This window comes from Sphingosinicella sp. CPCC 101087 (assembly GCF_004151485.1).
Lineage (GTDB): Bacteria > Pseudomonadota > Alphaproteobacteria > Sphingomonadales > Sphingomonadaceae > Allosphingosinicella.
On sequence record NZ_SBFF01000003.1, the window covers coordinates 226,295 to 247,862 of the forward strand.

Below are 21,568 nucleotides of genomic sequence, written 5' to 3' on the forward strand. Positions count from 1 at the left end.
GAAGGCCCGAAATGGCTCGGAACATGCTTTTCCTGCCAGCTCTTCTGATCGCCGGCCTGTCGGCGAGCGTCGGGCCAGCGCAGGCCGAGCTCCTCGGACCTGTTTCGGTCGGAGCGCCGGGCGCCGGGGACGAGATCTTCGTGGTGGGCCGCCAGCAGGCATCGCGCGAGGCCGTCGACCGCTTCGTCGATTCGCTCCTCGCGGAAACGGCCGATGGCAGGATTGCCCGTTGGGGCGAGGCCCTGTGCCTGAAGATCGAAGGACTGTCGTCGCGCCAGGCACGCTATTTCGCCGGCCGAATCGCGGCGGTCGCGAGCGAGCTTGGGCTGCGCATTCGGTCCGGCGGAGACTGCGTGCCGGCCGCTTATATCCTCTTCGCCTCGCAAGCGGCCCCTCTCCTCGCCCGGATCCGCACCGATCGACCTTCCTTCTTCGGGGCGATCCCATCGTCCGAGGTGCACGAATTCCTGGCTTCGAGGGCGCCAGTTCGCTGGTTGTCCCATGCCCAACTCCGTGGAACCTATGGCGAAATGCCGTTCAGCTTCTCGCTCGCCACAGGCGCCTCCGACACGGGCCGGCCTGTGACCGGGATGAGAAGCTTGCCGAGCCGACTGCGGAATGGCTCGCGAAGCGAGCTGCAGTCGATGCTGATCGTCGTCGACGCTTCCCGGCTTGGGCGTGTGTCGTTCAGATCGCTGTCCGCTTATTTGGCGATGGTCGTTCTGGGCAATCCGCTCAAGGGCGAAGTAGCGATGCCTTCGATCATGCAGATCTTCGACAGGGACCGCGCACAGGGCGGCCTGATTGCCGACGATCTCACCAACTGGGATCTCGCATTCCTGGCCTCCCTGTACCAGGGGAATTGGAACATGCCGGCGGAGCAAAGGCGCGCTCGAATTCGCGCTTCGATGGAGCGCGACCTGGATCGGGAAGAGGTGGGCAGCCTACGCACCCGATAGAGGATCGCAACCCAAAGCGGCGAGGCGCGACGCTTTGAGCGGGTATCAAATCTCGAGCACCGCGCGGATCAGGCCGCGAACGCTGTTTCCGATCAGGAACCCGCCGGCGAGATCCTGTTCCCTGAGATCCGCCTCCTCGGCGCTTCCTTCCTCGATCAGCCGCTCGCGCAGGATGCCCGGAAGCAGGCCACGCGCCAGGGGCGGGGTCAGCAGCCGGCCGTCCCGCTCGACGAAAAGGCTGGTGAAGCTTCCTTCCGTGAGGAACCCGTCGGGGTCGCGATACACGATCTCGAACGTGCCGGCGGCGGCCCGCGCCTCGTCATGAAAGGCGCGGTCGCTGGTCTTGTGCGCCAGCCGGAAGTCCTCGGCCCGCACCGGCAGCGGCGCGAGTGCGACCGGTACCGGCTCGGCGGGAGGCTCCGGGATCGGCCTCAGCTCGATCGCCATTGCGCCGCTGCGCGAGAGCATCAGCCGGACCCGGCTCCGGCCGGCGCGAAAGGTCGCCGCTTGGAGCTCGTTGCGGGCGAAATGCCGGTCGAAGGCGAAGTCCAGCGCCTCGGCGCTACGCTTCAGCCGAGCGAGATGGCGGTCCAGCTGGTCGATTCCGTCATGCGGGTCGAACGCCATGGTCTCGATCAGGTCGAACCGCCGCTGGCTCTCCACGAACGCTCCCTTCGCCAGGCATTCCCGCCATTCCTCGCCCGGCTCGCTGTCGGCAACGATTCCGGAGCCTAGGCCGATCCGGGCGATCCCGCTGCCATTTGCCTTGAGCGTCAGGGTGCGGATCGCGACGTTGAAGGCGGCGCTGTCCGTGCCAATCCTTCCGATCCCGCCACAATAGACCCCGCGCGGCCCACTCTCCAACTCGTGAATGATCTCCATGGCCCGGATCTTCGGCGCGCCGGTGATCGATCCGCAGGGGTAGATCGCCTCGACGAGGTCCACCGGCCCCAGCCCCTCCTCGAGCGTGGCGGTGACGGTCGAGGTCATCTGCAGCACGGTCGGGTAGGTCTCGACCGTGAACAGCTCCGGCACGCGCACGCTGTTGGGCCTGGCGACGCGCGATAGGTCGTTGCGCAGCAGGTCGACGATCATCAGATTCTCGGCACGCTGCTTCGGGTCCGTGCGCAGTGCCTCGGGGTTGGAATCGGGCGGCGCCGTGCCCTTCATCGGTCGCGTCGTCACCGCCCCGCCTTCGAGCGTGAAGAAGAGCTCGGGCGAGAGGCTGAGGATCCAGTGCGTGCCGGTGAAGATCATCGCGCCGTGGCCCGCGCGCGCCCGTGCACGCAGCGAGGCATAGATGGCCGCCGGCGCCCCGGCGGTCCGCACGTCCGCCTGGAAGGTGAAATTGGCCTGATAGATGTCGCCGGCGGCAATATGCTCCAGCACTGCCGCGATCGCTTGGCGATAGGCCGACTCGGTGACGAGCGGGCGTGGCCGGCCCGTCCAGCCTCCCGCCGGATCGGGCAGGAAGGCGGCGGCATCGATCGCCTCGACCCGTTCGAACAGGCCCAACCAGAGCAGGGGCGGATCGTCCTCGGCGGGTGACACGGCGAGCGGGGCGAGTTTGGGCTCCAGCGCATGGCCCGCTTCGTAGGCGAGGAACCCTGCCGCCTTGCGCCCACGCAGACGGCCGAGGCAGGCGCGGACCTCATCGGGATCGCGCGTTTCGATCGTCTCGGTCAGCTCGCTGTAGAGCAAGGCGCCGTCCGGACGGCGAGCATCGTCGAGCAGCACGAAGGGCGCGGCCGCGCTTGTCATCGGCCGACCTCCCCTCCATGTCGGCGAGGGGGCAGGGGCCCCGGGAGAAGCCCATTGGTTTGCAGCACTTTCGATCTGTTCAAGATCGGCGTCGGGCCGTCAAGTTCGCACACGATGGGACCGATGACGGCCGCGTGCCGCTTTGTCGAGGGGCTGCAGGCTCGGGACCGGCTCCGGGCGGTCGATCGCGTCGAGGTGGACCTCTACGGATCGCTCGCTCTGACGGGAAAGGGTCATGCCACCGATCGGGCGATCCTGCTTGGCCTGGCCGGGCAGCGGCCCGACCGGATCGATCCCGATGCGGCCGATCAAATGGTGGCGCGAATCCGCGCCGACGAGCGGCTGGACCTGGGTGGCGAGCGGACGATCGGCTTCCAAGAGGCGCGCGATCTCAGGTTCAACCAGCGCGAGCGCCTGCCGCACCATAGCAACGGCATGCGCTTCACCGCGACCATGACGGACGGGGCGCAGGAAAGCGCGGTCTATTATTCCGTCGGCGGCGGGGCGGTCGTCGACGAAGCGGCAGTTGTCCGCAACTCGCCGCCTGAGGGCGCGTGGGACACGCCTTACCCCTATGCGTCCGCCGCCGAGCTGCTTGCCCTTGCCCAGAAGGAAGGGATCAGCATCGCCGAGATCACGCGCGCGAACGAGCGCGCCGCTCTGTCCGACGAGGAGATAGATCGGCGACTCGACGCGATCGTCTCGGCCATGTCGGATTGCATCGACCGGGGCATGGCGGCGAGCGGAATTCTGCCGGGCGGGCTGGCGGTGAAGCGCCGCGCGCCGGCGCTCCACCGCTTGCTCACGGAGCGGGCGGAGCGGGCGCTTTCGGATCCCCTGACGGTGATAGATTGGGTCAATCTGTGGGCACTCGCCGTCAACGAGGAGAATGCCGCCGGCGGCCGCGTCGTCACCGCACCGACCAATGGCGCTGCGGGCATCGTTCCGGCGGTGCTGCGTTACTATCAGCGCTTCACGCCGCGCGCGACGGAGGAGGGGGTGCGCACCTTCCTGCTCACCGCGGCAGCGATCGGGTCGCTATTCAAGGAGAATGCCTCCATCTCCGGTGCCGAGGTTGGCTGCCAGGGCGAGGTCGGCGTCGCCTGCTCGATGGCCGCGGGCGGCCTCACCGCGGCGCTCGGCGGCACGCCGGCGCAGGTCGAGAATGCAGCGGAGATCGGCATGGAGCATAATCTCGGGCTCACCTGCGATCCGGTCGGCGGGCTCGTCCAGGTGCCCTGCATCGAGCGCAATGCGGTCGGCGCGATCAAGGCGATCGAGGCCTCGCGCCTCGCTTTGGTGGGCGATGGATCGCACCGGGTCAGCCTCGACCAGGTGATCGAGACGATGCGCCGGACCGGTCTCGACATGAGCGAGCGCTACAAGGAGACCAGTCTCGGCGGCCTCGCCGTCAACGTCGTCGAATGCTGAGCCGTCAGAACAGCCGTGTGAGCCCGTAAAAGGCAGCGGCCATCAGCCCCGCCGCGGGCAGAGTGATGATCCAGGCGATGAGGATGTTGCCGGCGACGCCCCAGCGCACCGCCGACATGCGCCGCGCCGCGCCGACGCCCATGATGGAGCCGGTGATCGTGTGGGTGGTCGACACAGGAATCCCCATCCAGGTCGCCGAGAACAGCATGATCGCGCCGCCGGTCTCCGCGCAGAACCCCTGGTGCGGCGTCAGGCGGGTGATCTTCGAGCCCATCGTATGGACGATCCGCCAGCCGCCCATCAGCGTACCGAGACCCATTGCCGCCTGCGCCGAGATCACCACCCAGAAGGGCACGTGGAACTCGCTGCCGAGCATGCCCTGCGAGAAGAGCAGGACGGCGATGATGCCCATCGTCTTCTGTGCGTCGTTTCCGCCATGTCCCAGCGAATAGGCGGCGGCCGAAAGCAATTGCATTCGCCGGAACACACGATCCGAGAGCGAGGCACTGACCGGCTTGAACAGCCATGAGGTCAGAGCCACGAGCAGCAGTGCCACGACGAGGCCGATGGTCGGCGCCAGGAATATGGCCGCTGTCGTCTGGATCACTCCGGATGATTGGATGACGTCGAGCCCGCCCTTGGTGATGCCGGCGCCGAGCAGGCCGCCGATCAGGGCGTGGCTGCTGCTCGACGGTATGCCGAGCAGCCAGGTGATGATGTTCCAGGCGATAGCGCCCATCAGGGCGCCGAACACGACCGCCGGATCGATGACCAGCGGGTCGACGATGCCGCGCCCGATGGTTTCGGCCACATGGAGGCCGAAGAACAGGAAGGCGATGAAGTTGAAGAAGGCGGCCCAGAGCACCGCGACCTGCGGGCTAAGCACCCGCGTCGACACCACCGTGGCGATCGAATTGGCAGCGTCGTGAAGCCCGTTCAGGAAGTCGAAGAACAAGGCGACAGCGATAAGCGCCACCAGCAGCGGGAAAGCGAGGGTGGGCTCCATCAGGCGTGGTCGATCACGATACCCTGGATTTCGTCGGCAACGTCCTCGAGCCGGTCCAGGACGCGCTCGACATGGCTGTAGATTTCGCGGCCGACGATGAAGTCCATTGCCCGATCCGCGCGATGGGTCTGGAACAGCGCCTTCAGTCCCTTTTCGTGCAGCGCGTCGGCCCTGCCCTCGAGGTGGACGATCTGTTCGGTGATGGCGTGCAGGCGCTGGCCATTGCGCCCCACCTTGCGGAGCAAGCCCACCGCCTCTCGCACCAGCCGCGACGCTTCGGCGGCGTGGCCGCTCATCTCGACGAGCTGCGGTTCGAACTGCATGACTTCGTACAGCGTGATCGCCTTGGCCGTCTGCCACATCTCGTCCATGGCATCGTCCATCGCCGAGGTGAGCGCCGTGATCGCACTGCGGTCGAACGGCGTGATGAACGATCGCCGCACCGCCACCAGCACGTCGCGGGTGACGTCGTCGGCGGCGTTCTCATGTTCCTCGATACGGCGGCACGATTCGGCGATGCCATGCTCCCCCGCAAGCATTGCCGCCATCGCGTCGGCACCCGCGACCAATATGTCGGCATGCCGTTCGAACATGTCGAAGAAGCGGTCTTCCCTGGGCATGATCGCCCGGATGATGTTGACCATCACTGCCCCCCAGGAAAGCCGATCGCTGCCCATAACGGCCTTGGTCCGGTCCGCATAGGCGGCGTAATTCTCGGAGAAATCGAGGATCAGCGCCTTGAGCTCGGGCTCGTCCACGGCAAAGGCGGCCCGGGCAGGCTCGAACCAGCGGGAGGTCCGCTCGTGCCGCTCGGGCCAGCTGTGATGCTGGCGCGTGACGTTGAGTGGATAGACGGTCACCTCGGCCGGCACAGAATTGTCGCCCCGGCGCTTCTCGTAACGGTAGCGGCCGATCGGCGTCGGCAGGATGGTTCCGTCAAGGCCAGCTTCCTCATGCGCTTCCCGGGCGGCCGTCTCATGCCCCTTGAGCCGCGACATGGGATTGCCGCGCGGGATCACCCACCGTCCGGTGTCGCGCGAAGTGATGAGCAGGATCTGCAGGCCCTTTTCAGGGTCCATCCGCCAGGGGAGTGCGCCGAACTGGGTGATCAACCGCCGCTCCGCCGATCGAGGGCTTGGCCCCTGGGTTGCCGGCGCGTTGCCGGATGAGCCTTCAACCGATAAGTCCTCGATCCATGCCGGGAAATAGGGGAATTCACATGCATCGCAAGCTGCTGGTCCTGTCGATCCTGCTGCCCGCCGCAGCCGCGCTGGCGCAACCCGAGGCGTCGGAGGGAGTTCCCAGGCCGCCGGCCTTGATCGCGGACGGCATCCCGCCGGTTCCGCCCGAGCTCGCGGCGCAGACTCGCGCCTATATGGAATTTCGCACCGCCGGCTTCTCCGGCTGGAACGCGCGCGACCGCTCGATGCTCGTCACGACGCGCTTTGCCAATACCCAGCAGATCCACAGGGTCGCCGCGCCGCTCGGCTATCGCGAGCAGATCAGCTTCGAGGAAGAACCGGTTGCCGGAAGCTGGTCTCCCGCAGGCGACGTGCTGGTCGTTTCGAAGGATGTCGGCGGCGACGAGTTCTACCAGCTCTACACGCTTCGCGACGGCCGCCTCGACCTGCTCACCGACGGCCGCAGCCGCAACGAATTCGGCGCCTGGAGCCACGACGGCCGCTTGGTTGGTTACAGCTCGACCCGCCGGAACGGGAGGGACTCCGATCTCTACATCATCGATCCGCGCGACCCTTCGACGGACCGAATGGTCGCCCAGGTCGAAGGCGGCGGCTGGGGCATTGCCGATTTCTCGCCCGACGGGCGGCGCGCGGTGGTCATCGACTACCGACAGATCACCAACTCCGATCTCTATCTGCTGGAGCTCGACAGCGGGCGCATGACTCCGATCGGCGAACCGGCGCGCGAGATCGCTCATGGCGATGCCGCCTTCGCGCCCGACGGGACGCTTTGGGTGACGTCGGACGAGGGCTCCGAATTCAGGCGGCTCGGCACGATCGATCCGGCCACCGGCGCCTTCCGCCCGGTCGCGTCCGATGAACGCTGGGATGTCGGTGCCTTCGACATCGCCCGCGACGGCAGCTTCATCGCCTACGTGACCAACGAAGCGGGAGTGAGCCGGCTGAAGCTGCTCGACCCCCGCACCGGCGTGTCGCGTACGGTCGAATCGCTTCCGGCTGGAGTGATTGGCGGCGTCGAGGTGGCCCCATGGGGCGATGTCGGCTTCACCCTCACCTCGGCATCGACTCCGGCCGACGCTTATTCGGTCGATCCGCGCACCCTCGCCGTCACCCGCTGGACGCGCAGCGAGACGGGCGGGCTCGATCCCGAAGCCAATGCCGAGCCCGAGCTCGTCGAAATAGAGAGCTTCGACGGGGAGAGGATCTCGGGCTTCCTCTACCGTCCGGATCCGGCCCGTTTTCAGGGGCGGCGACCGCTCATCGTCAGCATTCATGGCGGCCCGGAGTCGCAGGCGCGCCCCGGCTTCCTCGGCCGCAACAATTATCTGGTGAACGAGCTCGGCATCGCGCTCTTCTACCCGAACGTTCGGGGCTCGTCCGGCTACGGCAAGCGATTCGTCAGCCTCGACAACGGCCCCGACCTTCGCGAGAATTCGGTGCGCGACATCGGTGTTTTCCTGGATCGTCTGGCGGCCGATCCCAGGCTGGATCCGGATCGCATCGCCGTCACCGGCGGCTCCTATGGAGGCTATATGTGCTACGCCTCCGCTATCCATTATGGAAACCGTCTGCGTGGTGCGAACTGCGTCGTCGCCATCTCCAATTTCGTCACCTTCCTCGAGAACACCCAGGACTATCGCCGCGACCTGAGGCGCGTCGAATATGGCGACGAGCGCGACCCGGCCCAACGTGCGCGGCTGATCGAGATCTCGCCGCTCACCCGGGCGCGGGATCTTGCCATCCCGACCATGGTGGTGACCGGCGCCAACGATCCGCGCGTGCCCGCATCGGAGGCGGAGCAGATGATCGAAGCGGTCCGCGCGAACGGCGCCGACGCCTGGCATCTGATCGGCCGGAACGAGGGCCATGGCTTCGACAAGAAGGAGAATCAGGACTATCAGTTCTGGACCAGCCTGATGTTCTGGCAGCGAACCCTCCTCGCCGGCGAGCCGGAAAGCGGGGCAGGGCGGTAGCGTCCGGGCGCTGTCGCTAGCCGACGCGCCGCGCCCGCCAGGCCGCCGCTTCCCCGGCGTCCGGATCCGGCACCATCTCCGCGTCGCCGACGATGGCGCGGAAAGTCCTGGTTTCTCCGGGCAAGTCGACGGTGAAAGTCAACTGCCGCCCCCGCAGCGTGACGTCGCGCAGCGGCCGGCCTTCAAGGCTTCCGGACAGTTCCTGAAACCTCTGCTCGAGCCGCAAGAGGCCGGTTGCGACGCCTTCCATCGCCCAGCGTCCCTCGGCGGGCGCCGGCACGATCCACAGATGGATGCGCGAGGATCCCAGCTCGCGCGATTCGTCGGGCCGCCAGTCGCCCATCGTGAAATTGTGGCTGACCACCCGCGCGCCGGGCCGAAGCTCGGTCAGCAGGCGCGGGCGCAGCCGCAGGTTCACTTCGGGAAGGAGGTAGAGCGTCACCACGTCGGCGTCCAGCAAGGGCGTGGCGAACAGGTCCTGTCGTCGGAACCGCGCCCGGTCCTGGACCTGCGCGAACGCGGCCGCCGCCGCCGCCTGGGAGACGCGCTGCGGGTCAAGGTCGACGCCGAGCGCGCGCGCGCCGCGCTGCGCCGCCATGATCGCGATCCGTCCGTCGCCCGACCCCAGGTCGATCAGATAGTCGTCGGGTCCGACCGCGGCCATGTCGAGCATCGCCGCCACCACGGGCCGCGGTGTCGTGACGTAGGGGACCTCCAGATCCGTCTCGGCGGGGGCCGTCGGCGTCGGCGTGAACGGCGCCAGCCCCCCTCCTTGGAACGTGCAGGCGGCAAGCCCGACCAGGCTGACCAGACCCCCGAGCCGCGCGATGGTGCGTGTCATCGTCGAGAGCGTAGCAGAAGCGACCGGGACTGCGAGACTTTCCGTTCCTGGCCTCGGATCCGTCAGACTGCCCCGATCCGATGCGGTCGTGCCGCCGTCACGGCGTGGGCGAACGGTCGCGCAACCAGACACCCGGCTTGCACATTGCTGCGTCGCCCGCCATCTCCCCGCCATGTCGACGAACCCGCCCCTCAAGGTCGCGATCATCCCGGTGACCCCGCTGCAGCAGAATTGCTGCCTGGTCTGGTGCACCGCGACGATGAAGGGCGCCTTCACCGATCCGGGCGGCGACCTCGATCGGCTCAAGGCGGCGGCGGCGCAGCATGGGGTCACGGTCGAGAAGCTGCTCCTCACCCACGGCCATATCGATCATTGCGGGTCGGCCAAGGTTCTGGCCGAGGAGCTCGGCGTGCCGATCGAGGGCCCGCACGAGGCCGATCGCTTCTGGATCTCACGGCTCGAGGATGACGGAAGGGCCTATGGCATAAACGGCAAGACCTTCGAGCCGGAGCGCTGGCTGGACAATGGCGACCAGGTGAGGGTCGGAGACCTTGTCTTCGACGTCTATCACTGCCCCGGCCACACGCCGGGCCATGTCGTTTTCCACCATCCGCCGTCGAAGCTGGCCATCGTCGGCGACGTCCTGTTCCAGGGCTCGATCGGGCGCACCGATTTTCCGATGGGCAATCACCAGGACCTGATCGACGCCATTACTCGGCGCCTCTGGCCGCTGGGCGACGACACGGCCTTCATCCCCGGGCACGGCCCGATGAGCAGCTTCGGCCAGGAGCGCCGGACCAATCCCTTCGTCGCGGATCGAATTCTGGGGAAAGGCTAGGCGCGCGCGCGGATCGACACGAGGATCGGGCGGCAGCCCCGGCTTCTCAGCTCTCGACCGCTGCCTGGCGTCCGGGCGACAGTTCCATGCCGCCGCGAATCGACGGGCTCTGATAGGCCAGCACGATCGCGTAGGCGCCGAGCCCCAGCAGCACGGCCCAGCTGATCGTGACGCCGCCGACCCGGAGCGCGTTTGCGCCGGGACGGTCCATTCCGAAGGCATGGGCGATCCGCGCGAGGATGAACAGGATCGCCGCACCCCACAGCCAGAGATTGCCGCCCGTCGCCAGCTCGATGAAGCCGAGCAGGACCAGCATGATCGGCACGTTCTCGGCGAAATTGCCGTGGGCGCGTATCCGTCGCATGAGCACTTCGTTGCCGCCGTCGCCGACTCCGATCTTGAGCGGCCGGCGCAGCCGGCTGACGCGAAGGCTCAGCCAGACGTGGAGGATCGCGGCGGCGCCGGCGATGGTGAGTGTGATCGGCAGGATCATGATGGCTTCCCTTTCCCCAGCGCCCGCCGTCGCACGCCTCGGCCACGCTTGCAACTCCGCCCGGAATCGCTATAGGCGGCACCCTTCACGCGAGAGCGACACGGCCGCGAGGCCAGCGGCCGGGGCCCCTGCCGTTGACCCACGGCCCCGCGCTCGCCACATCACGCAACCCGATTTGATCCAGGAACAGGTGCCACAATGGCCGTCCCCAAAAGAAAGACCTCGCCGTCCAAGCGCAACATGCGGCGCAGCCACGACGCGCTTAAGCCGACCCAGTATCAGGAGTGCCCCAATTGTGGCGAGCTTCGCCTGCCGCACAATGTGTGCGCCGCCTGCGGCCACTATAAAGGGCGTGAAATCCTGAAGACCGAGGCGTAGGACGGCCCCAGCCGATCAGGCTGATACGGGAGACGGCATCGGTGGAGGGTAGCGGGCCACGGATCGCAATTGACGCGATGGGTGGCGATTCAGGTCCGCCGGCGATGGTCGCCGGCGCTGCCCGGGCCCTGGCGCGCCGCCACGACCTCAGATTTCTGCTGTTCGGCGATCAGGCCGCCATCCGCGAGCAGGTCGACGAGCATGAGGGACTCTCTGCCGCCTGCCAGATCGTCCATTGCAACGACGTCATCGCTGGAACGGAGAAGCCGAGCCAGGCGATCCGCCGCGCGAAGACCAGCTCGATGGGCCGAGCGATCGCGGCCGTGAAGGCTGGCGAAGCACAGGCGGCGGTCTCCGGCGGCAATACCGGCGCGCTGATGGCGATGGCGAAGCTGGCGCTGCGGACCATGCCCGGCATCGACCGGCCCGCGCTCGCCGCCTTGCTGCCGACGCTCGGCGCCAACGATCTCGTGATGCTCGATCTCGGCGCGAACACCGAGTGCGACGTCCAGAATCTCGTTCAATTCTCCGTGATGGGCGCCGCTTACGCCCGGGTCGTGCTCGACCTCGAACGGCCGCGGGTCCAGCTTCTCAACATCGGTACCGAGGAGCTGAAAGGCACCGACGAATTGAAGGAGGCGGCGGCGATTCTACGCGCCTCGACCGATCTGGGGATGCGCTTCGACGGCTTCATCGAGGCTGACAAGATTTCCCGCGGGGGCGCCGACGTCGTCGTCACCGACGGCTTTTCGGGCAACATCGCGCTGAAGTCGGTGGAAGGCACGGCCCGGTTCGTCACCGACCTTCTGAAGCGCGCCTTCACCAGCTCGGTGCGTTCGAAGATCGGCTTCCTGATTTCGAGGCCGGCCACCGAGCTGCTTCGCCACCATCTCGACCCCAACAACCATAATGGGGCTGTCTTCCTCGGCCTCAATGGCCTGGTCGTGAAGAGCCACGGCAGCGCCGATCAGAAGGGCGTCGCCAATGCGGTCTGGGTTGCCGCGCGGATGGCGCGCGAGGATCTGACCCGCAAGATCAGCCACGATCTCGCCAGCGTGGCCGATCGCAGCGCGAGAGCCGCGGCACAATGAGCCGCCGCGCGGTCATCGTCGGCACCGGCGCGGCCTTGCCGCCGCGGCGGATCACCAACGCCGAACTGGCCGAGCGGGTCGACACCAGTCACGAATGGATCGTCGAACGCACCGGCATCGAGGCGCGTCATATCGCCGGTGACGGCGAGACGACCGCGACCCTCGCCACGGAGGCGGCGCGAAAGGCACTCGACGCCGCGGGCATTCCGGCTTCGACGATCGGGCTCATCGTGCTTGCCACCGCAACTCCGGACCAGACCTTTCCGGCCAGCGCCACCCGCGTCCAGACGGCGTTGGGGATCAACGACTGCATCGCCTTCGACGTCCAGGCGGTCTGCACCGGCTTTCTCTATGCCCTGTCGATCGCCGACAATATGATCAAGGGCGGCATGGCCGATCGCGCATTGGTGATCGGCTCGGAGACGTTCAGCCGCATCCTGGACTGGGAGGATCGGGCGACCTGCGTCCTTTTCGGTGACGGCGCCGGCGCGATCGTGCTCGAAGCGCGCGAAACCGAGGATGAAGGAATCCTCGCCACTCGCCTTCACGCCGACGGCCGCCACAATGATCTGCTCTATGTCGACGGCGGCGTCTCGACCACAGGCACCGTCGGCAAATTGAGGATGAGGGGCAAGGAAGTGTTCCGGCACGCCGTCGTCAATCTTGCCGCCGTGCTCAACGAGGTGCTCGAAGCGGCGGGCCACCGTCCGGAGGAAGTGGACTGGGTGGTGCCGCACCAGGCCAACAAGCGCATTCTCGATGCCACTGCGAAGAAGCTCGGCCTTGACCCTTCGCGCGTGGTCGTCACCGTCGACCAGCATGCCAACACCTCGGCCGCCTCGGTGCCCCTCGCGCTGGACGTCGCGGTTCGGGATGGACGGATCGGCAAGGGCAACCTCGTCGTGCTCGAAGCGATGGGTGGCGGCTTCACCTGGGGGGCCGCGGTGGTCCGCTTCTAGAGTCCGGACCTGGGACAGACATCCGGGGTAGGTGCGGTTTGCCCCCGGTTGATCCGGGCGGATCCTGTCGGTACCGGTCGGGCGGGCGGCATTCCGGTCGCAATAGCCGGCGGCATGTTGCAATGTCACGTTGCGCTGGCGGCCAACCTGGATTAGGGTCTTTGGGCGAGAGCGGGAGGATTTCCTTCATGGCGGATGCAGGGACGATCAGGAAGCCGGCGGTCGGCACGTTGACGCGTGCGGACCTCGCCGACATCGTGCATCGCGAGATCGGACTGTCGCGCGCCGACTCCGCCGACATCGTTGAGGGCATCCTCTCCCATATGTGCGGCGCGCTCGCAGACGGCGAGAACGTCAAGATCTCAGGCTTCGGCAGCTTCATCCTGCGCGACAAGGGCGAGCGGATCGGTCGCAATCCGAAGACCGGTGTCGAAGTGCCGATCGCGCCGCGGCGGGTGCTCACCTTCCGCGCCAGCCAGATCATGCGCGAGCGGATCGCCCGCGGCGGCTGAGGCCGACCATGGCGCGACCGAGCGGCAAGAGCGAACAGGCCTTCCGGACGATCGGAGAGCTTGCCGAAGATCTCGGCATTCCCCAGCACATATTGCGCTATTGGGAGACCCGTTTCCCGCAGCTGCGCCCGCTACAGCGAGCCGGAAACCGCCGTTACTACCGGCCGGCCGATGTCGCGCTGGCCCGGCGCATCCACAAGCTGCTGAACGAGGACGGCTATACGATTCGTGGGGTGCAGCAGCTCCTCGCCAGGGGCGAAGCCGGGGCTGCCGATCCGCCGGCGCCCGCGCCGGCTGCGGACGAGGCGCCCGTCCCGGCCGCGGCGATGCCGGACACCAAGCGCCTCCCTTTTCCGGAGGATGCCCTGCGCGCGATCCGCCGCACGCTCGTCGACGCGCTTGCCGAAACGGCAGTCTGACCGTCGGAAGGGTCAGGCGGAGGATCGACCTCATTCCTCCGGACCGAGCTCGGGATCGACGTCGCGCGGCCGGATGAAGCGGCTCAGCCGCCCGGACCCGGCCTCGACCTCGTTCCAATGGTCCACCGGCAGCGCGATTTCGGCCAGGGTCGCGGTCGGATATTTCTCCGCGAGGTCGCGGCGCAGCCCGTTGCTGGGCTCCGCCTCGGTCAGCAGCAGCGCCAGCATCTCCAGCCCCGGATTGTGGCCGACAAGCAGCAGCCGGTCGGCCGAGTCGTTCGCCTCGCGCACCAGCTCGAGCAAAGTCGCCGCGCTCGCCAGATAGACGCGTGGATCGAATTCCGGATCGATCGGGCCGCCATAGCCATGGGCGACGTCGGCGAGAGTCTCCACCACGCGCGCCGCGGGCGAGGCGACAATGGCGTCGAAGGCGAGGCCTCGGGCTCGCATCTCGCGCCCGATCGTACGGGCTGCGCGCCGCCCGCGCTTGTTCAGGGGCCGGTCGAAATCGCGCAGGGCCGGATCGTCCCAGCCCGACTTGGCGTGTCTCAGCAACGTCAGGGTCTTCATGCCTGCTCCAACCGCCGCGCCGGTGATTCGGCGGGCATCAGGCGCGATTCTACCCGACTGATGGCGTCGGCGAGATGAACGCGCGACACGCGCACGCCGACGGGGAAGGCGCTGAGGAGCCGCGAAGGGGTCGCCGCGGACAGCAGGACGAACAAGCCGCGATCGCCCTGACGCCGGATCAGCCGTCCGAACGCCTGGGCGAGCCGCGCCCGCACCACGCGGTCGTCATAGGCCGTCCCGCCGCTGGCTGCCCGCCGCGCGGCATGAAGTACGGTCGGCCTCGGCCAGGGTACGCCTTCCATCACCACCAGCCGCAGTGAGTCTCCGGGCACGTCGACGCCGTCGCGCAGCGCGTCCGTGCCGAGCAGGGAGGCGCGCGGGTCGTCCCGGAAGATGTCGACCAAGGTTCCGGTGTCGATCGGATCGACATGCTGGGCATAGAGCGGCAGGCCGGCGCGGGCGAGCCGGTCGGCGATGCGGGCATGGACGGCGCGCAGCCGCTGGATTGCAGTGAACAGGCCGAGCGTGCCGCCGCCCGCGGCCTCGATCAGCCGCGCATAGGCGCCGGCGAGCGCCGCCGTGTCGCCCTTCTTCACGTCGGTGACGATGAGAACCTCGCTGTCGCCGGCATAATCGAACGGGCTCGCCGCCTCGAATCGCGCAGCCGAGCCGCCGAGATGGCAGGCGCCGGTGCGCGCCTCGGCATGGGACCAATCCTCGCCGCCCCCACGCAAGGTCGCCGAAGTCACCAGCACCCCGTGGGCGGGCTTGAGCACCGCCTCGGCCAGCGGGCGGGTCGGATCGAGCCAGTGGCGGTGCAGGCCGACGTCGTACTCCCGGCCCTCGACCCGATCGACGGCCAGCCAATCGACGAAATCCGGGTCGGCGGGGCCGCCGATTCGGGCCGCGAGCGAGATCCATGACGACAGGGTCTGGGTGCGCCAGCTCAGGCCGCCAATGGCGCCTTCGACCCGTGCACGGGCCTGCGCATCGAGCCAGTCGGGCGCTTCCTCGACGACGGCTTCCAGCCTCTTGCCGAGCGCGACCAGGGGCCGAAGCAGCCGCTCGAGCGCCTCGACGGCCGGCGCTGCCGCCTCGACAAGGGCGGCATCGGGCTCGGCCAGCTCGGTTTCGAGCCCGTAGCCGGCGTCCTGCGCGGTGGCGCGGGCATAAGCGGTACCGCGTACCGCCGCGAGCAGCTTCTCGACCGGCCCCATCGGGATACCCTCGGCGATCCGCTGCAGCCAGCTGTCGCCGGGCAGTTCCGCAGCATGCTGCACCGCCGCCTGCAATGCGGCGGCGCCCGCTTCGTCATAAGAAGCGACGTCCATCAATCGAGCGGCGAGCCCGCGCCGCCGCCCGCGCGCCTTTCCTTCGGGGCCGATGATCCAGCGCCGCATCTCGATGGCTTCCTGCCCGGTCAGCGCCGCGGCAAAGGTCGAATCGGCCGCGTCGAAAAGGTGATGACCCTCGTCGAATACGATCCGAGTGGGCGCCTGGCCCGTTTCCCTTCCCCGCGCGGCATTGACCATGACGAGGGCATGGTTGGCGATCACCAGGTCGGCATCCTGGCTTGCCCGCGCAGCCCGTTCGATGAAGCAGCGGCGATAATGGGGGCAGCCGGCATAGACGCATTCGCCACGTCGATCGGTGAGCGCCGTCGCGCCGGCACGGCGGAACAGGGTGGTGAGCCAGCCCGGGAGGTCGCCGCCGACCATGTCCCCATCCTTCGTGTAGGCCGCCCAGCGCGCCACGAGCTGCGCCAGTACCGCGGCGCGACCGGCGAAGCCGCCCTGGAGCGCATCTTCCAGATTGAGCAGGCATAGGTAGTTTTCGCGGCCCTTGCGGATCACGATCCGGCGCCGCCGTTCGGCCGGGTCGGCGAACAGCCGCGCCCCTTCCCGGTCGAGTTGCCGCTGGAGCGCCTTGGTAAAGGTCGACACCCACACCGGCCCGTCCGCCTCGTTCGCCCACAACGACGCCGGGGCGAGATATCCCAGGGTCTTGCCGATTCCCGTCCCCGCTTCGGCCAACAGCATGTGCGGTTGGCCCTCGGCGCGGCGGGGCGCGAAGACGCTTGCCGCTGCGGCGGCATAATCGCGCTGGCCCTCTCGTGCTTCCGCGCCATGGCCGGTCAACGCCTCCAGCCGCGCGACCGCCGCCGCTTTGTCGATCGAGATCGGGCGAGGTTGCGGCCGCGGCGCCTTTTCCTCCCATTCGGCAAGCCGGCTGAACAGCCAGCGCTCGTCGCGCGCCGGACGTTGGAGCTGCTTCGCCACCGCACCCGCCCAGGGCCAGCGCAGCCGGTGCAAAGCCTGCGCCGCCGCCCAGGCGCCTTCCCGCTCCGGCCAGTCGCCTTCGATCGTGCCGAGCAAAGCGGCGGCGGCCTTGCGCAGAAAGACGGCGGCATCTTCATTCGTCTCCGGCGGGGCCAGGGCCAGCGCATCGGCCAGGCCCTTGGGAGTCGGCACGGTGAAGCGGGCCGGATGGACGAAGGCGAACAGCTCGAGCAGATCGAGCCCGTTGAGGTCGGGATAACCCAGGCGGTTGCCGATCAGCGGCGAGTTCAGCATGATCATCGGCGTCTCGGCCGCCCGCGCGATCGCCTCGCCCCGCCCCGCCGCCTCGACGCGACCGTCGCCATGCGCGATCCAGATGCCGGCATGGGTTGCGTGCAGCGCGGGATAGGGCAAAGAAGCCGACATTCCGCCGACATGGACCGGGCGGAACGAAAGGGCAACCATTCCTCCCCCCGAACCGAGAGGGCTTGGCCGCAGGCGGAGGCGGGCGGAGGAGTTGGTCCTTGGCGATGGCGGTAACGAGGATATGGCCGTGAGCGAACCGACAATGACCAATGAGCTTCGCGAAGCGGCGAGAGTCTCCAAGGCATGGCCATACGAGGAGGCGCGCAAGCTGCTGAAGCGCTATCCGGAGGGCCCGGGAGGCCGCGCGGTCCTGTTCGAGACCGGTTACGGCCCGTCGGGCCTGCCGCACCTCGGTACCTTCCAGGAGGTCGCGCGAACGCTGATGGTCAAGCATGCTTTGTCCGAGATGGTGGACTGGCCCAGTCGCCTCATCGCCTTCTCGGACGACATGGACGGCATGCGCAAGGTGCCGCCGGGCGTGCCGCACCAGGACATGATGCATGAGCATCTCGATCAGCCGCTGTCGAGGGTGCCGGATCCGTTCGGTTGCGGGCATGAGAGCTATGCCGCTCACAATAACGGCCTGCTGCGTCAGTTTCTCGACCGGTTCGGCTTCGAATATGAGTTCCTCGCCTCCAGTGACTGCTACCGCTCGGGCCGGTTCGACGAGGCGCTGAAGGCGGTTTTGCGCCAATATGATGCCATCATGGGCGTGATGCTTCCGACCCTGCGCGAGGAGAGGCGCAACACCTATTCGCCGGTCCTGCCGATCAGCCCGACGAACGGCCGCGTCCTCCAGGTTCCGGTCGAGGTGATCGATCCCGAGGCGGGCCTGATCGCTTTCGAGAACGAGGGCGAGCGGATCGAGCAGTCGATCCTGTCGGGCGGCGCCAAGCTGCAGTGGAAGGTCGACTGGGCCATGCGCTGGGTCGCGCTCGGCGTCGATTACGAGATGTCGGGCAAGGACCTGATCGACTCGGTCGTCCAGAGCTCCAAGATCGCACGCATCCTCGGCGCGAGGGCGCCCGAGGGCTTCAATTACGAAATGTTCCTCGACGAAAATGGCGAGAAGATCTCGAAGACTCGGGGCAATGGCGTCACCATCGACGAGTGGCTGACTTATGCGCCCGAGGAGAGCCTTGCTTTCTACATCTATCGGGATCCGAAGAAGGCCAAGCAGCTCTCCTTCGCGGTCATCCCAAAGGCGGTCGACGAATATTACCAGTTCCTTGGGCAATATACGGACCAGCCGATCGACAAGAAGCTCGGCAACCCGGTTCACCACGTCCATGCCGGCCAGGTGCCGCCGGCGCGGATGCCGATCAGCTTCGCGCTGCTGCTCAACCTCGTCGCGGTCGCCTCGACCGACGACAAGGCCCTGCTCTGGGGCTTCGTCAGGCGCTACTGCCCTGAGGCTTCTCCCGAGAGCCATCCCGAGCTCGACGCCCTGCTCGACCATGCCTTGGCCTATTTCCGGGATTTCATCGCCGACTCCCTTCGTCGCAGGCCGCCCACCGAAATGGAGGCCGAAGCGCTTCGCGAACTCGATGCCCGGCTTTCGGCTCTTCAGGAGGATTCGGACTCCGAAACCATTCAGACCGAGGTCTACGAGGTCGGCAAGGCGCATCCGTTCGTGTCCCTGCGCGACTGGTTCAAGGCGCTCTACGAAACCCTGCTCGGCACGGCTCAGGGCCCGCGCATGGGCAGTTTCATCGCCCTCTACGGCATCGCCAATACCCGAAAGCTGATCGCCGAGGCGCTTGAAGGTCGGACGACGGAAGGGGCCTGATCGCAGGGCTGCTCCCTGCGCTCCCCATCCTGCGAGCACTCGATGGCGCATGCAGCGCGCGAACTCGGCCGGCGCTGCCCCGCGTCACATTGCTGAAACGGCAGCGCAATAATGTCGAGCCCGGTGGCCGCAAACGGCCGTCGGGGAGACACGCCGATGAAGACGGTCGCCGTCTATAGCCTCAAGGGGGGTGTCGGCAAAACCACGCTTGCGGTCAATCTCGCCTGGGCATCGGCGACCCTCTCGTCGCGGCGGACCCTCTTGTGGGACCTCGATCCCCAGGCGGCCGCCGGATTCCTGCTCGGCTGTGAACAGCCGCGCGGACGGGAAGCCCGTGCCGTGTTCTCGCGCGATATTGCGCCCTCCAAGCTGGTGCGCCGGACCGGGATCGAACGGCTGTCGGTGCTGCCGGCCGACGCGTCGCTCCGCGAGCTCGACCGGTTCTTTTTCGACCTCGGCAAAAAGAAGAGGCTCGAGAAACTGCTCGCGTTGCTCGGAGCCGAGTTCGACCGCGTGGTGCTGGACTGTCCCCCGGGTCTCACCGAAACGAGCGAGCAGATCCTTCGCGCCGCCGACGTCGTCCTCGTACCGGTCATTCCGTCGCCGCTGTCGCGACGCGCCCTGGACGATGTCGTGGGGCATCTCGATCGCAAGCGGCTGGGCCGAGGCGCCATTCTGCCCGTCTACAATATGGCCGACCGACGTAGGCGCATCCATGCCGCTGCGCTCGAAGCGAATCCCGCCTGGCCGATCGTGCCGATGGCCAGCCTGTTCGAGCAGATGAGCGCGACCCGTCGGCCGGTGGGGGAGGTGGCCCGTCGCTCGCCGGGCGCGAAGGCGGTCGCCGAACTCTGGGCTCGAATCGAGAAGCGGCTCGCGGAAGACGCCGACCGGGCGGCGCGTGCCGCTCCTCAGGCCGGGCCGATGCCCTCGCCGCTCAAATAGGGGCCGGTCGGTCGCGTCCAGTTGTCGCGGGCGATCCTCCAGCCGCGATCGGTGAGGCGATAGCCGACCGCGCCGACGGCGGGCCGGCAGCTGCGCCCCGCTTCCGCAAGTCCGGCATCGACCAGGCGGCGCAAGGTGGGCTCCGCGATGACGGCGGCAGGGAAGGGGTCCAGTTGATCCATCGCGAAAGCCAGCTTCCGAACCGAGCGCACCACTTCGTCCGAATGTTCGTCGACCATCGCGAGTCTCCCCAAGCCCGCGGCGACCATAACCGAGGTTAAAGCGAGTCGCGAGGGGCAGGTGCAGCGCCTGTTCTCGTCCCGCGGCCGCGGCGGGTCAGCCGGCCACCCTGCTCGGGATCGGACGTTGCTTCGGACCGGGCTCACGCATCGGCATCTCCGGACGGCTCGACCGGGCTCGATTGCGCGCCCATTCCGACGAATACCCATTGACGGCCGGACGCGCATGCCAGAGGAGCCGCGCGGCTTCGTGCGGCGGGCGCAACGCCCGTTCGCCGGCCGCTTCACTTCATCTGCAGGAATGGCGCTCCATCCATGAACATCGAACTCATCCCCATCGGCGACAATCCGCCGGAAAGCCTCAACGTCGTCATCGAGGTCCCGGTCGGCGGCGAGCCCGTGAAATATGAGTTCGACAAGAAGTCAGGCGCGCTCTTCGTCGATCGCATCCTTCACACGCCGATGCGCTATCCGGCCAATTACGGCTTCATCCCGCACACCCTGTCGCCCGATGGTGATCCCCTCGATGCGCTTGTCGTCGCTCGTTCGCCCTTCATTCCCGGCTCGGTGGTGCGGGCTCGGCCGATCGCCGTCCTCTTCCTCGAGGACGAGGCCGGCGGCGACGAGAAACTGCTGACCGTGCCCGTCGACACGACTTTTCCTTATTACTCCAATGTGGGTGAGGGGAAGGACCTGCCCGAGATCGTGATGCGGCAGATCGAGCATTTCTTCACCCACTACAAGGATCTGGAGACCGAGAAGTGGGTCCGGGTCGGTCATTGGGACGGGGCCGACGTGGCGCGCCGAATCGTTCTCGAGGCTATCGAGAGGGCGCGCGCCGCCGCCGCCGCCTGATCGCCCGTCTGGCGGGTCATGCGGGCGCCACCGATTGTCACACTTTTGCAATCGCGCACGCACAAGCTGCAGGCTGACCTTATGCAGGAGGCGGCCATGCACTCGGCGTCCAACCCCGCACAGTCGCGCGGCGACTGGCAGTTCTTCGCCCGACTCATCGCCTGGGCGACTCGCTACAATCGCTGACGTGGCGGGCGGCCCTGGCCACGGTTCGTCGGCTGGCGGCGGCGGCCGGTCGCGAATCCCGCGCGGGACGACCTTTTCGTCATGCCCCGGTCAAGCGCGCGCAATGAAATGCAGTTAGAGTGCAGCTATCGTTTCTCGATCGGGAAGGAGGACGGCAACATGTTCAGGATGGACGATCACGAGCATCATCGAGAACGGGTCCGTGCTGAGCTGGACCTGGCCTATCGGGCGGTAAGCCCGGCTGCGGCCGACGCGCATCTGCGCCTTTCGGCCCTGCACATGCGCCGCCTTGCCGAACTTGGGCACGTCAGCGTAACCGACGAGCCGACACCCCTCGGCACCACCCATTAGCCGTGATCAGCGGCCGCCTCCGTTGGAGCGGCTACTAGGCTTCTTGCAGCACTTCTAGGCGCACTCCGCGTTTGGCCGATCGAGCGCGTGGCGATACCGGAACTGGACTCGCCCGCTCCCTTGCT

General features: G+C 67.6%; 21 protein-coding genes. 13 read left to right on the top strand and 8 right to left on the bottom strand.

Going from position 1 to position 21,568, the window contains the following annotated elements; translation table 11 throughout:
* The first annotated feature begins 11 nt into the window (after nt 1–11).
* The gene (locus EKM57_RS06325) at nt 12–959 is read left to right on the top strand and encodes a hypothetical protein (RefSeq protein ID WP_206185316.1); all 948 of its coding nucleotides are present in this window, start codon (nt 12–14) and stop codon (nt 957–959) included.
* 45 nt (nt 960–1,004) lie between these two features.
* Here the strand turns inward: EKM57_RS06325 and pabB are convergent, their stop codons facing one another.
* A complete protein-coding gene (pabB, locus tag EKM57_RS06330) occupies nt 1,005–2,720 on the bottom strand; it encodes an aminodeoxychorismate synthase component I (RefSeq protein WP_129791637.1) in 1,716 nt (571 codons plus the stop codon).
* A gap of 54 nt (nt 2,721–2,774) precedes the next feature.
* Here pabB and EKM57_RS06335 point away from each other — a divergent pair, with 54 nt between their 5' ends.
* A complete protein-coding gene (locus EKM57_RS06335) occupies nt 2,775–4,151 on the top strand; it encodes an L-serine ammonia-lyase (RefSeq protein ID WP_129791638.1) in 1,377 nt (458 codons plus the stop codon).
* Between the two features lie 4 nt (nt 4,152–4,155).
* Here the strand turns inward: EKM57_RS06335 and EKM57_RS06340 are convergent, their stop codons facing one another.
* On the bottom strand, nt 4,156–5,157 hold the full coding sequence (locus EKM57_RS06340; RefSeq protein ID WP_129791639.1) for an inorganic phosphate transporter: 1,002 nt from the start codon (nt 5,155–5,157) through the stop codon (nt 4,156–4,158).
* Entirely contained in the window at nt 5,157–6,269 is a 1,113-nt protein-coding gene (locus EKM57_RS06345) for a DUF47 family protein (RefSeq protein ID WP_371414122.1), read from the bottom strand. Before EKM57_RS06345 ends, EKM57_RS06340 begins: the two co-directional genes overlap by 1 nt.
* Before the next feature lie 107 nt (nt 6,270–6,376).
* Between EKM57_RS06345 and EKM57_RS06350 the strand changes: the two genes are divergently transcribed.
* Entirely contained in the window at nt 6,377–8,332 is a 1,956-nt protein-coding gene (locus EKM57_RS06350) for a prolyl oligopeptidase family serine peptidase (RefSeq protein WP_129791640.1), read from the top strand.
* Nucleotides 8,333–8,348: 16 nt separating this feature from the next.
* On the opposite strand, the gene EKM57_RS06355 is transcribed toward EKM57_RS06350, so the two are convergent.
* Nucleotides 8,349–9,173 (bottom strand): class I SAM-dependent methyltransferase, encoded by an 825-nt coding sequence (locus EKM57_RS06355; protein WP_129791641.1) that lies wholly within the window; start codon nt 9,171–9,173, stop codon nt 8,349–8,351.
* Between the two features lie 172 nt (nt 9,174–9,345).
* Here EKM57_RS06355 and EKM57_RS06360 point away from each other — a divergent pair, with 172 nt between their 5' ends.
* Nucleotides 9,346–10,011 carry an MBL fold metallo-hydrolase gene (locus EKM57_RS06360; RefSeq protein WP_129791642.1) on the top strand — a complete coding sequence of 222 codons (666 nt, stop codon included), beginning with the start codon at nt 9,346–9,348 and terminating at the stop codon, nt 10,009–10,011.
* Between the two features lie 46 nt (nt 10,012–10,057).
* On the opposite strand, the gene EKM57_RS06365 is transcribed toward EKM57_RS06360, so the two are convergent.
* Complete coding sequence (locus EKM57_RS06365) at nt 10,058–10,504, bottom strand: MAPEG family protein (protein WP_129791643.1); 447 nt, start codon at nt 10,502–10,504, stop codon at nt 10,058–10,060.
* 198 nt (nt 10,505–10,702) lie between these two features.
* Here EKM57_RS06365 and rpmF point away from each other — a divergent pair, with 198 nt between their 5' ends.
* The 5 genes from rpmF to EKM57_RS06390 all read left to right on the top strand — a co-directional run bounded on the left by rpmF (nt 10,703) and on the right by EKM57_RS06390 (nt 13,863).
* Nucleotides 10,703–10,882, top strand: a complete 180-nt coding sequence (gene rpmF / locus EKM57_RS06370; RefSeq protein WP_129791644.1) for a 50S ribosomal protein L32 — start codon at nt 10,703–10,705, stop codon at nt 10,880–10,882.
* Between the two features lie 77 nt (nt 10,883–10,959).
* Entirely contained in the window at nt 10,960–11,973 is a 1,014-nt protein-coding gene (gene plsX, locus EKM57_RS06375) for a phosphate acyltransferase PlsX (RefSeq protein ID WP_129791645.1), read from the top strand.
* The gene (locus tag EKM57_RS06380; RefSeq protein WP_129791646.1) at nt 11,970–12,932 is read left to right on the top strand and encodes a beta-ketoacyl-ACP synthase III; all 963 of its coding nucleotides are present in this window, start codon (nt 11,970–11,972) and stop codon (nt 12,930–12,932) included. The genes plsX and EKM57_RS06380 overlap by 4 nt, the downstream gene beginning before the upstream one ends.
* A gap of 188 nt (nt 12,933–13,120) precedes the next feature.
* Nucleotides 13,121–13,444 carry an integration host factor subunit alpha gene (locus tag EKM57_RS06385; protein ID WP_129791647.1) on the top strand — a complete coding sequence of 108 codons (324 nt, stop codon included), beginning with the start codon at nt 13,121–13,123 and terminating at the stop codon, nt 13,442–13,444.
* Between the two features lie 8 nt (nt 13,445–13,452).
* The gene (locus EKM57_RS06390; RefSeq protein ID WP_129791648.1) at nt 13,453–13,863 is read left to right on the top strand and encodes a MerR family transcriptional regulator; all 411 of its coding nucleotides are present in this window, start codon (nt 13,453–13,455) and stop codon (nt 13,861–13,863) included.
* A 30-nt stretch (nt 13,864–13,893) separates the two neighbouring features.
* Here EKM57_RS06390 and EKM57_RS06395 read toward each other — a convergent pair whose 3' ends face one another.
* Nucleotides 13,894–14,433 (bottom strand): histidine phosphatase family protein, encoded by a 540-nt coding sequence (locus tag EKM57_RS06395; RefSeq protein WP_129791649.1) that lies wholly within the window; start codon nt 14,431–14,433, stop codon nt 13,894–13,896.
* On the bottom strand, nt 14,430–17,138 hold the full coding sequence (locus EKM57_RS06400; RefSeq protein ID WP_129791817.1) for an ATP-dependent DNA helicase: 2,709 nt from the start codon (nt 17,136–17,138) through the stop codon (nt 14,430–14,432). The genes EKM57_RS06395 and EKM57_RS06400 overlap by 4 nt, the downstream gene beginning before the upstream one ends.
* A 142-nt stretch (nt 17,139–17,280) precedes the next feature.
* On the opposite strand from EKM57_RS06400, the gene EKM57_RS06405 reads away from it, so the two are divergent.
* Entirely contained in the window at nt 17,281–18,867 is a 1,587-nt protein-coding gene (locus EKM57_RS06405) for a lysine--tRNA ligase (RefSeq protein WP_129791818.1), read from the top strand.
* A 156-nt stretch (nt 18,868–19,023) separates the two neighbouring features.
* Complete coding sequence (locus EKM57_RS06410; RefSeq protein ID WP_129791650.1) at nt 19,024–19,812, top strand: ParA family protein; 789 nt, start codon at nt 19,024–19,026, stop codon at nt 19,810–19,812.
* Here the strand turns inward: EKM57_RS06410 and EKM57_RS06415 are convergent.
* Nucleotides 19,779–20,051 (bottom strand): hypothetical protein, encoded by a 273-nt coding sequence (locus tag EKM57_RS06415; RefSeq protein ID WP_129791651.1) that lies wholly within the window; start codon nt 20,049–20,051, stop codon nt 19,779–19,781. The genes EKM57_RS06410 and EKM57_RS06415 overlap by 34 nt on opposite strands.
* Before the next feature lie 315 nt (nt 20,052–20,366).
* Here EKM57_RS06415 and ppa point away from each other — a divergent pair, with 315 nt between their 5' ends.
* Complete coding sequence (ppa, locus tag EKM57_RS06420) at nt 20,367–20,906, top strand: inorganic diphosphatase (protein ID WP_129791652.1); 540 nt, start codon at nt 20,367–20,369, stop codon at nt 20,904–20,906.
* A gap of 345 nt (nt 20,907–21,251) precedes the next feature.
* Nucleotides 21,252–21,443, top strand: a complete 192-nt coding sequence (locus tag EKM57_RS06425) for a hypothetical protein (protein WP_129791653.1) — start codon at nt 21,252–21,254, stop codon at nt 21,441–21,443.
* The last annotated feature ends 125 nt before the right edge of the window (nt 21,444–21,568 follow it).

Coding starts and splice junctions, on each gene's coding strand:
- EKM57_RS06340 (WP_129791639.1), bottom strand. CDS start 5,157: ATGGAGCCCACCCTCGCTTTCCCGCTGCTGGTGGCGCTTATCGCTGTC.
- EKM57_RS06400 (WP_129791817.1), bottom strand. CDS start 17,138: ATGTCGGCTTCTTTGCCCTATCCCGCGCTGCACGCAACCCATGCCGGC.
- EKM57_RS06410 (WP_129791650.1), top strand. CDS start 19,024: ATGAAGACGGTCGCCGTCTATAGCCTCAAGGGGGGTGTCGGCAAAACC.
- EKM57_RS06425 (WP_129791653.1), top strand. CDS start 21,252: ATGTTCAGGATGGACGATCACGAGCATCATCGAGAACGGGTCCGTGCT.
- EKM57_RS06390 (WP_129791648.1), top strand. CDS start 13,453: ATGGCGCGACCGAGCGGCAAGAGCGAACAGGCCTTCCGGACGATCGGA.
- EKM57_RS06360 (WP_129791642.1), top strand. CDS start 9,346: ATGTCGACGAACCCGCCCCTCAAGGTCGCGATCATCCCGGTGACCCCG.
- EKM57_RS06405 (WP_129791818.1), top strand. CDS start 17,281: ATGACCAATGAGCTTCGCGAAGCGGCGAGAGTCTCCAAGGCATGGCCA.
- ppa (WP_129791652.1), top strand. CDS start 20,367: ATGAACATCGAACTCATCCCCATCGGCGACAATCCGCCGGAAAGCCTC.
- EKM57_RS06365 (WP_129791643.1), bottom strand. CDS start 10,504: ATGATCCTGCCGATCACACTCACCATCGCCGGCGCCGCCGCGATCCTC.
- EKM57_RS06350 (WP_129791640.1), top strand. CDS start 6,377: ATGCATCGCAAGCTGCTGGTCCTGTCGATCCTGCTGCCCGCCGCAGCC.
- EKM57_RS06395 (WP_129791649.1), bottom strand. CDS start 14,433: ATGAAGACCCTGACGTTGCTGAGACACGCCAAGTCGGGCTGGGACGAT.
- EKM57_RS06385 (WP_129791647.1), top strand. CDS start 13,121: ATGGCGGATGCAGGGACGATCAGGAAGCCGGCGGTCGGCACGTTGACG.
- EKM57_RS06415 (WP_129791651.1), bottom strand. CDS start 20,051: ATGGTCGACGAACATTCGGACGAAGTGGTGCGCTCGGTTCGGAAGCTG.
- EKM57_RS06355 (WP_129791641.1), bottom strand. CDS start 9,173: ATGACACGCACCATCGCGCGGCTCGGGGGTCTGGTCAGCCTGGTCGGG.
- pabB (WP_129791637.1), bottom strand. CDS start 2,720: ATGACAAGCGCGGCCGCGCCCTTCGTGCTGCTCGACGATGCTCGCCGT.
- EKM57_RS06325 (WP_206185316.1), top strand. CDS start 12: ATGGCTCGGAACATGCTTTTCCTGCCAGCTCTTCTGATCGCCGGCCTG.
- EKM57_RS06380 (WP_129791646.1), top strand. CDS start 11,970: ATGAGCCGCCGCGCGGTCATCGTCGGCACCGGCGCGGCCTTGCCGCCG.
- plsX (WP_129791645.1), top strand. CDS start 10,960: ATGGGTGGCGATTCAGGTCCGCCGGCGATGGTCGCCGGCGCTGCCCGG.
- rpmF (WP_129791644.1), top strand. CDS start 10,703: ATGGCCGTCCCCAAAAGAAAGACCTCGCCGTCCAAGCGCAACATGCGG.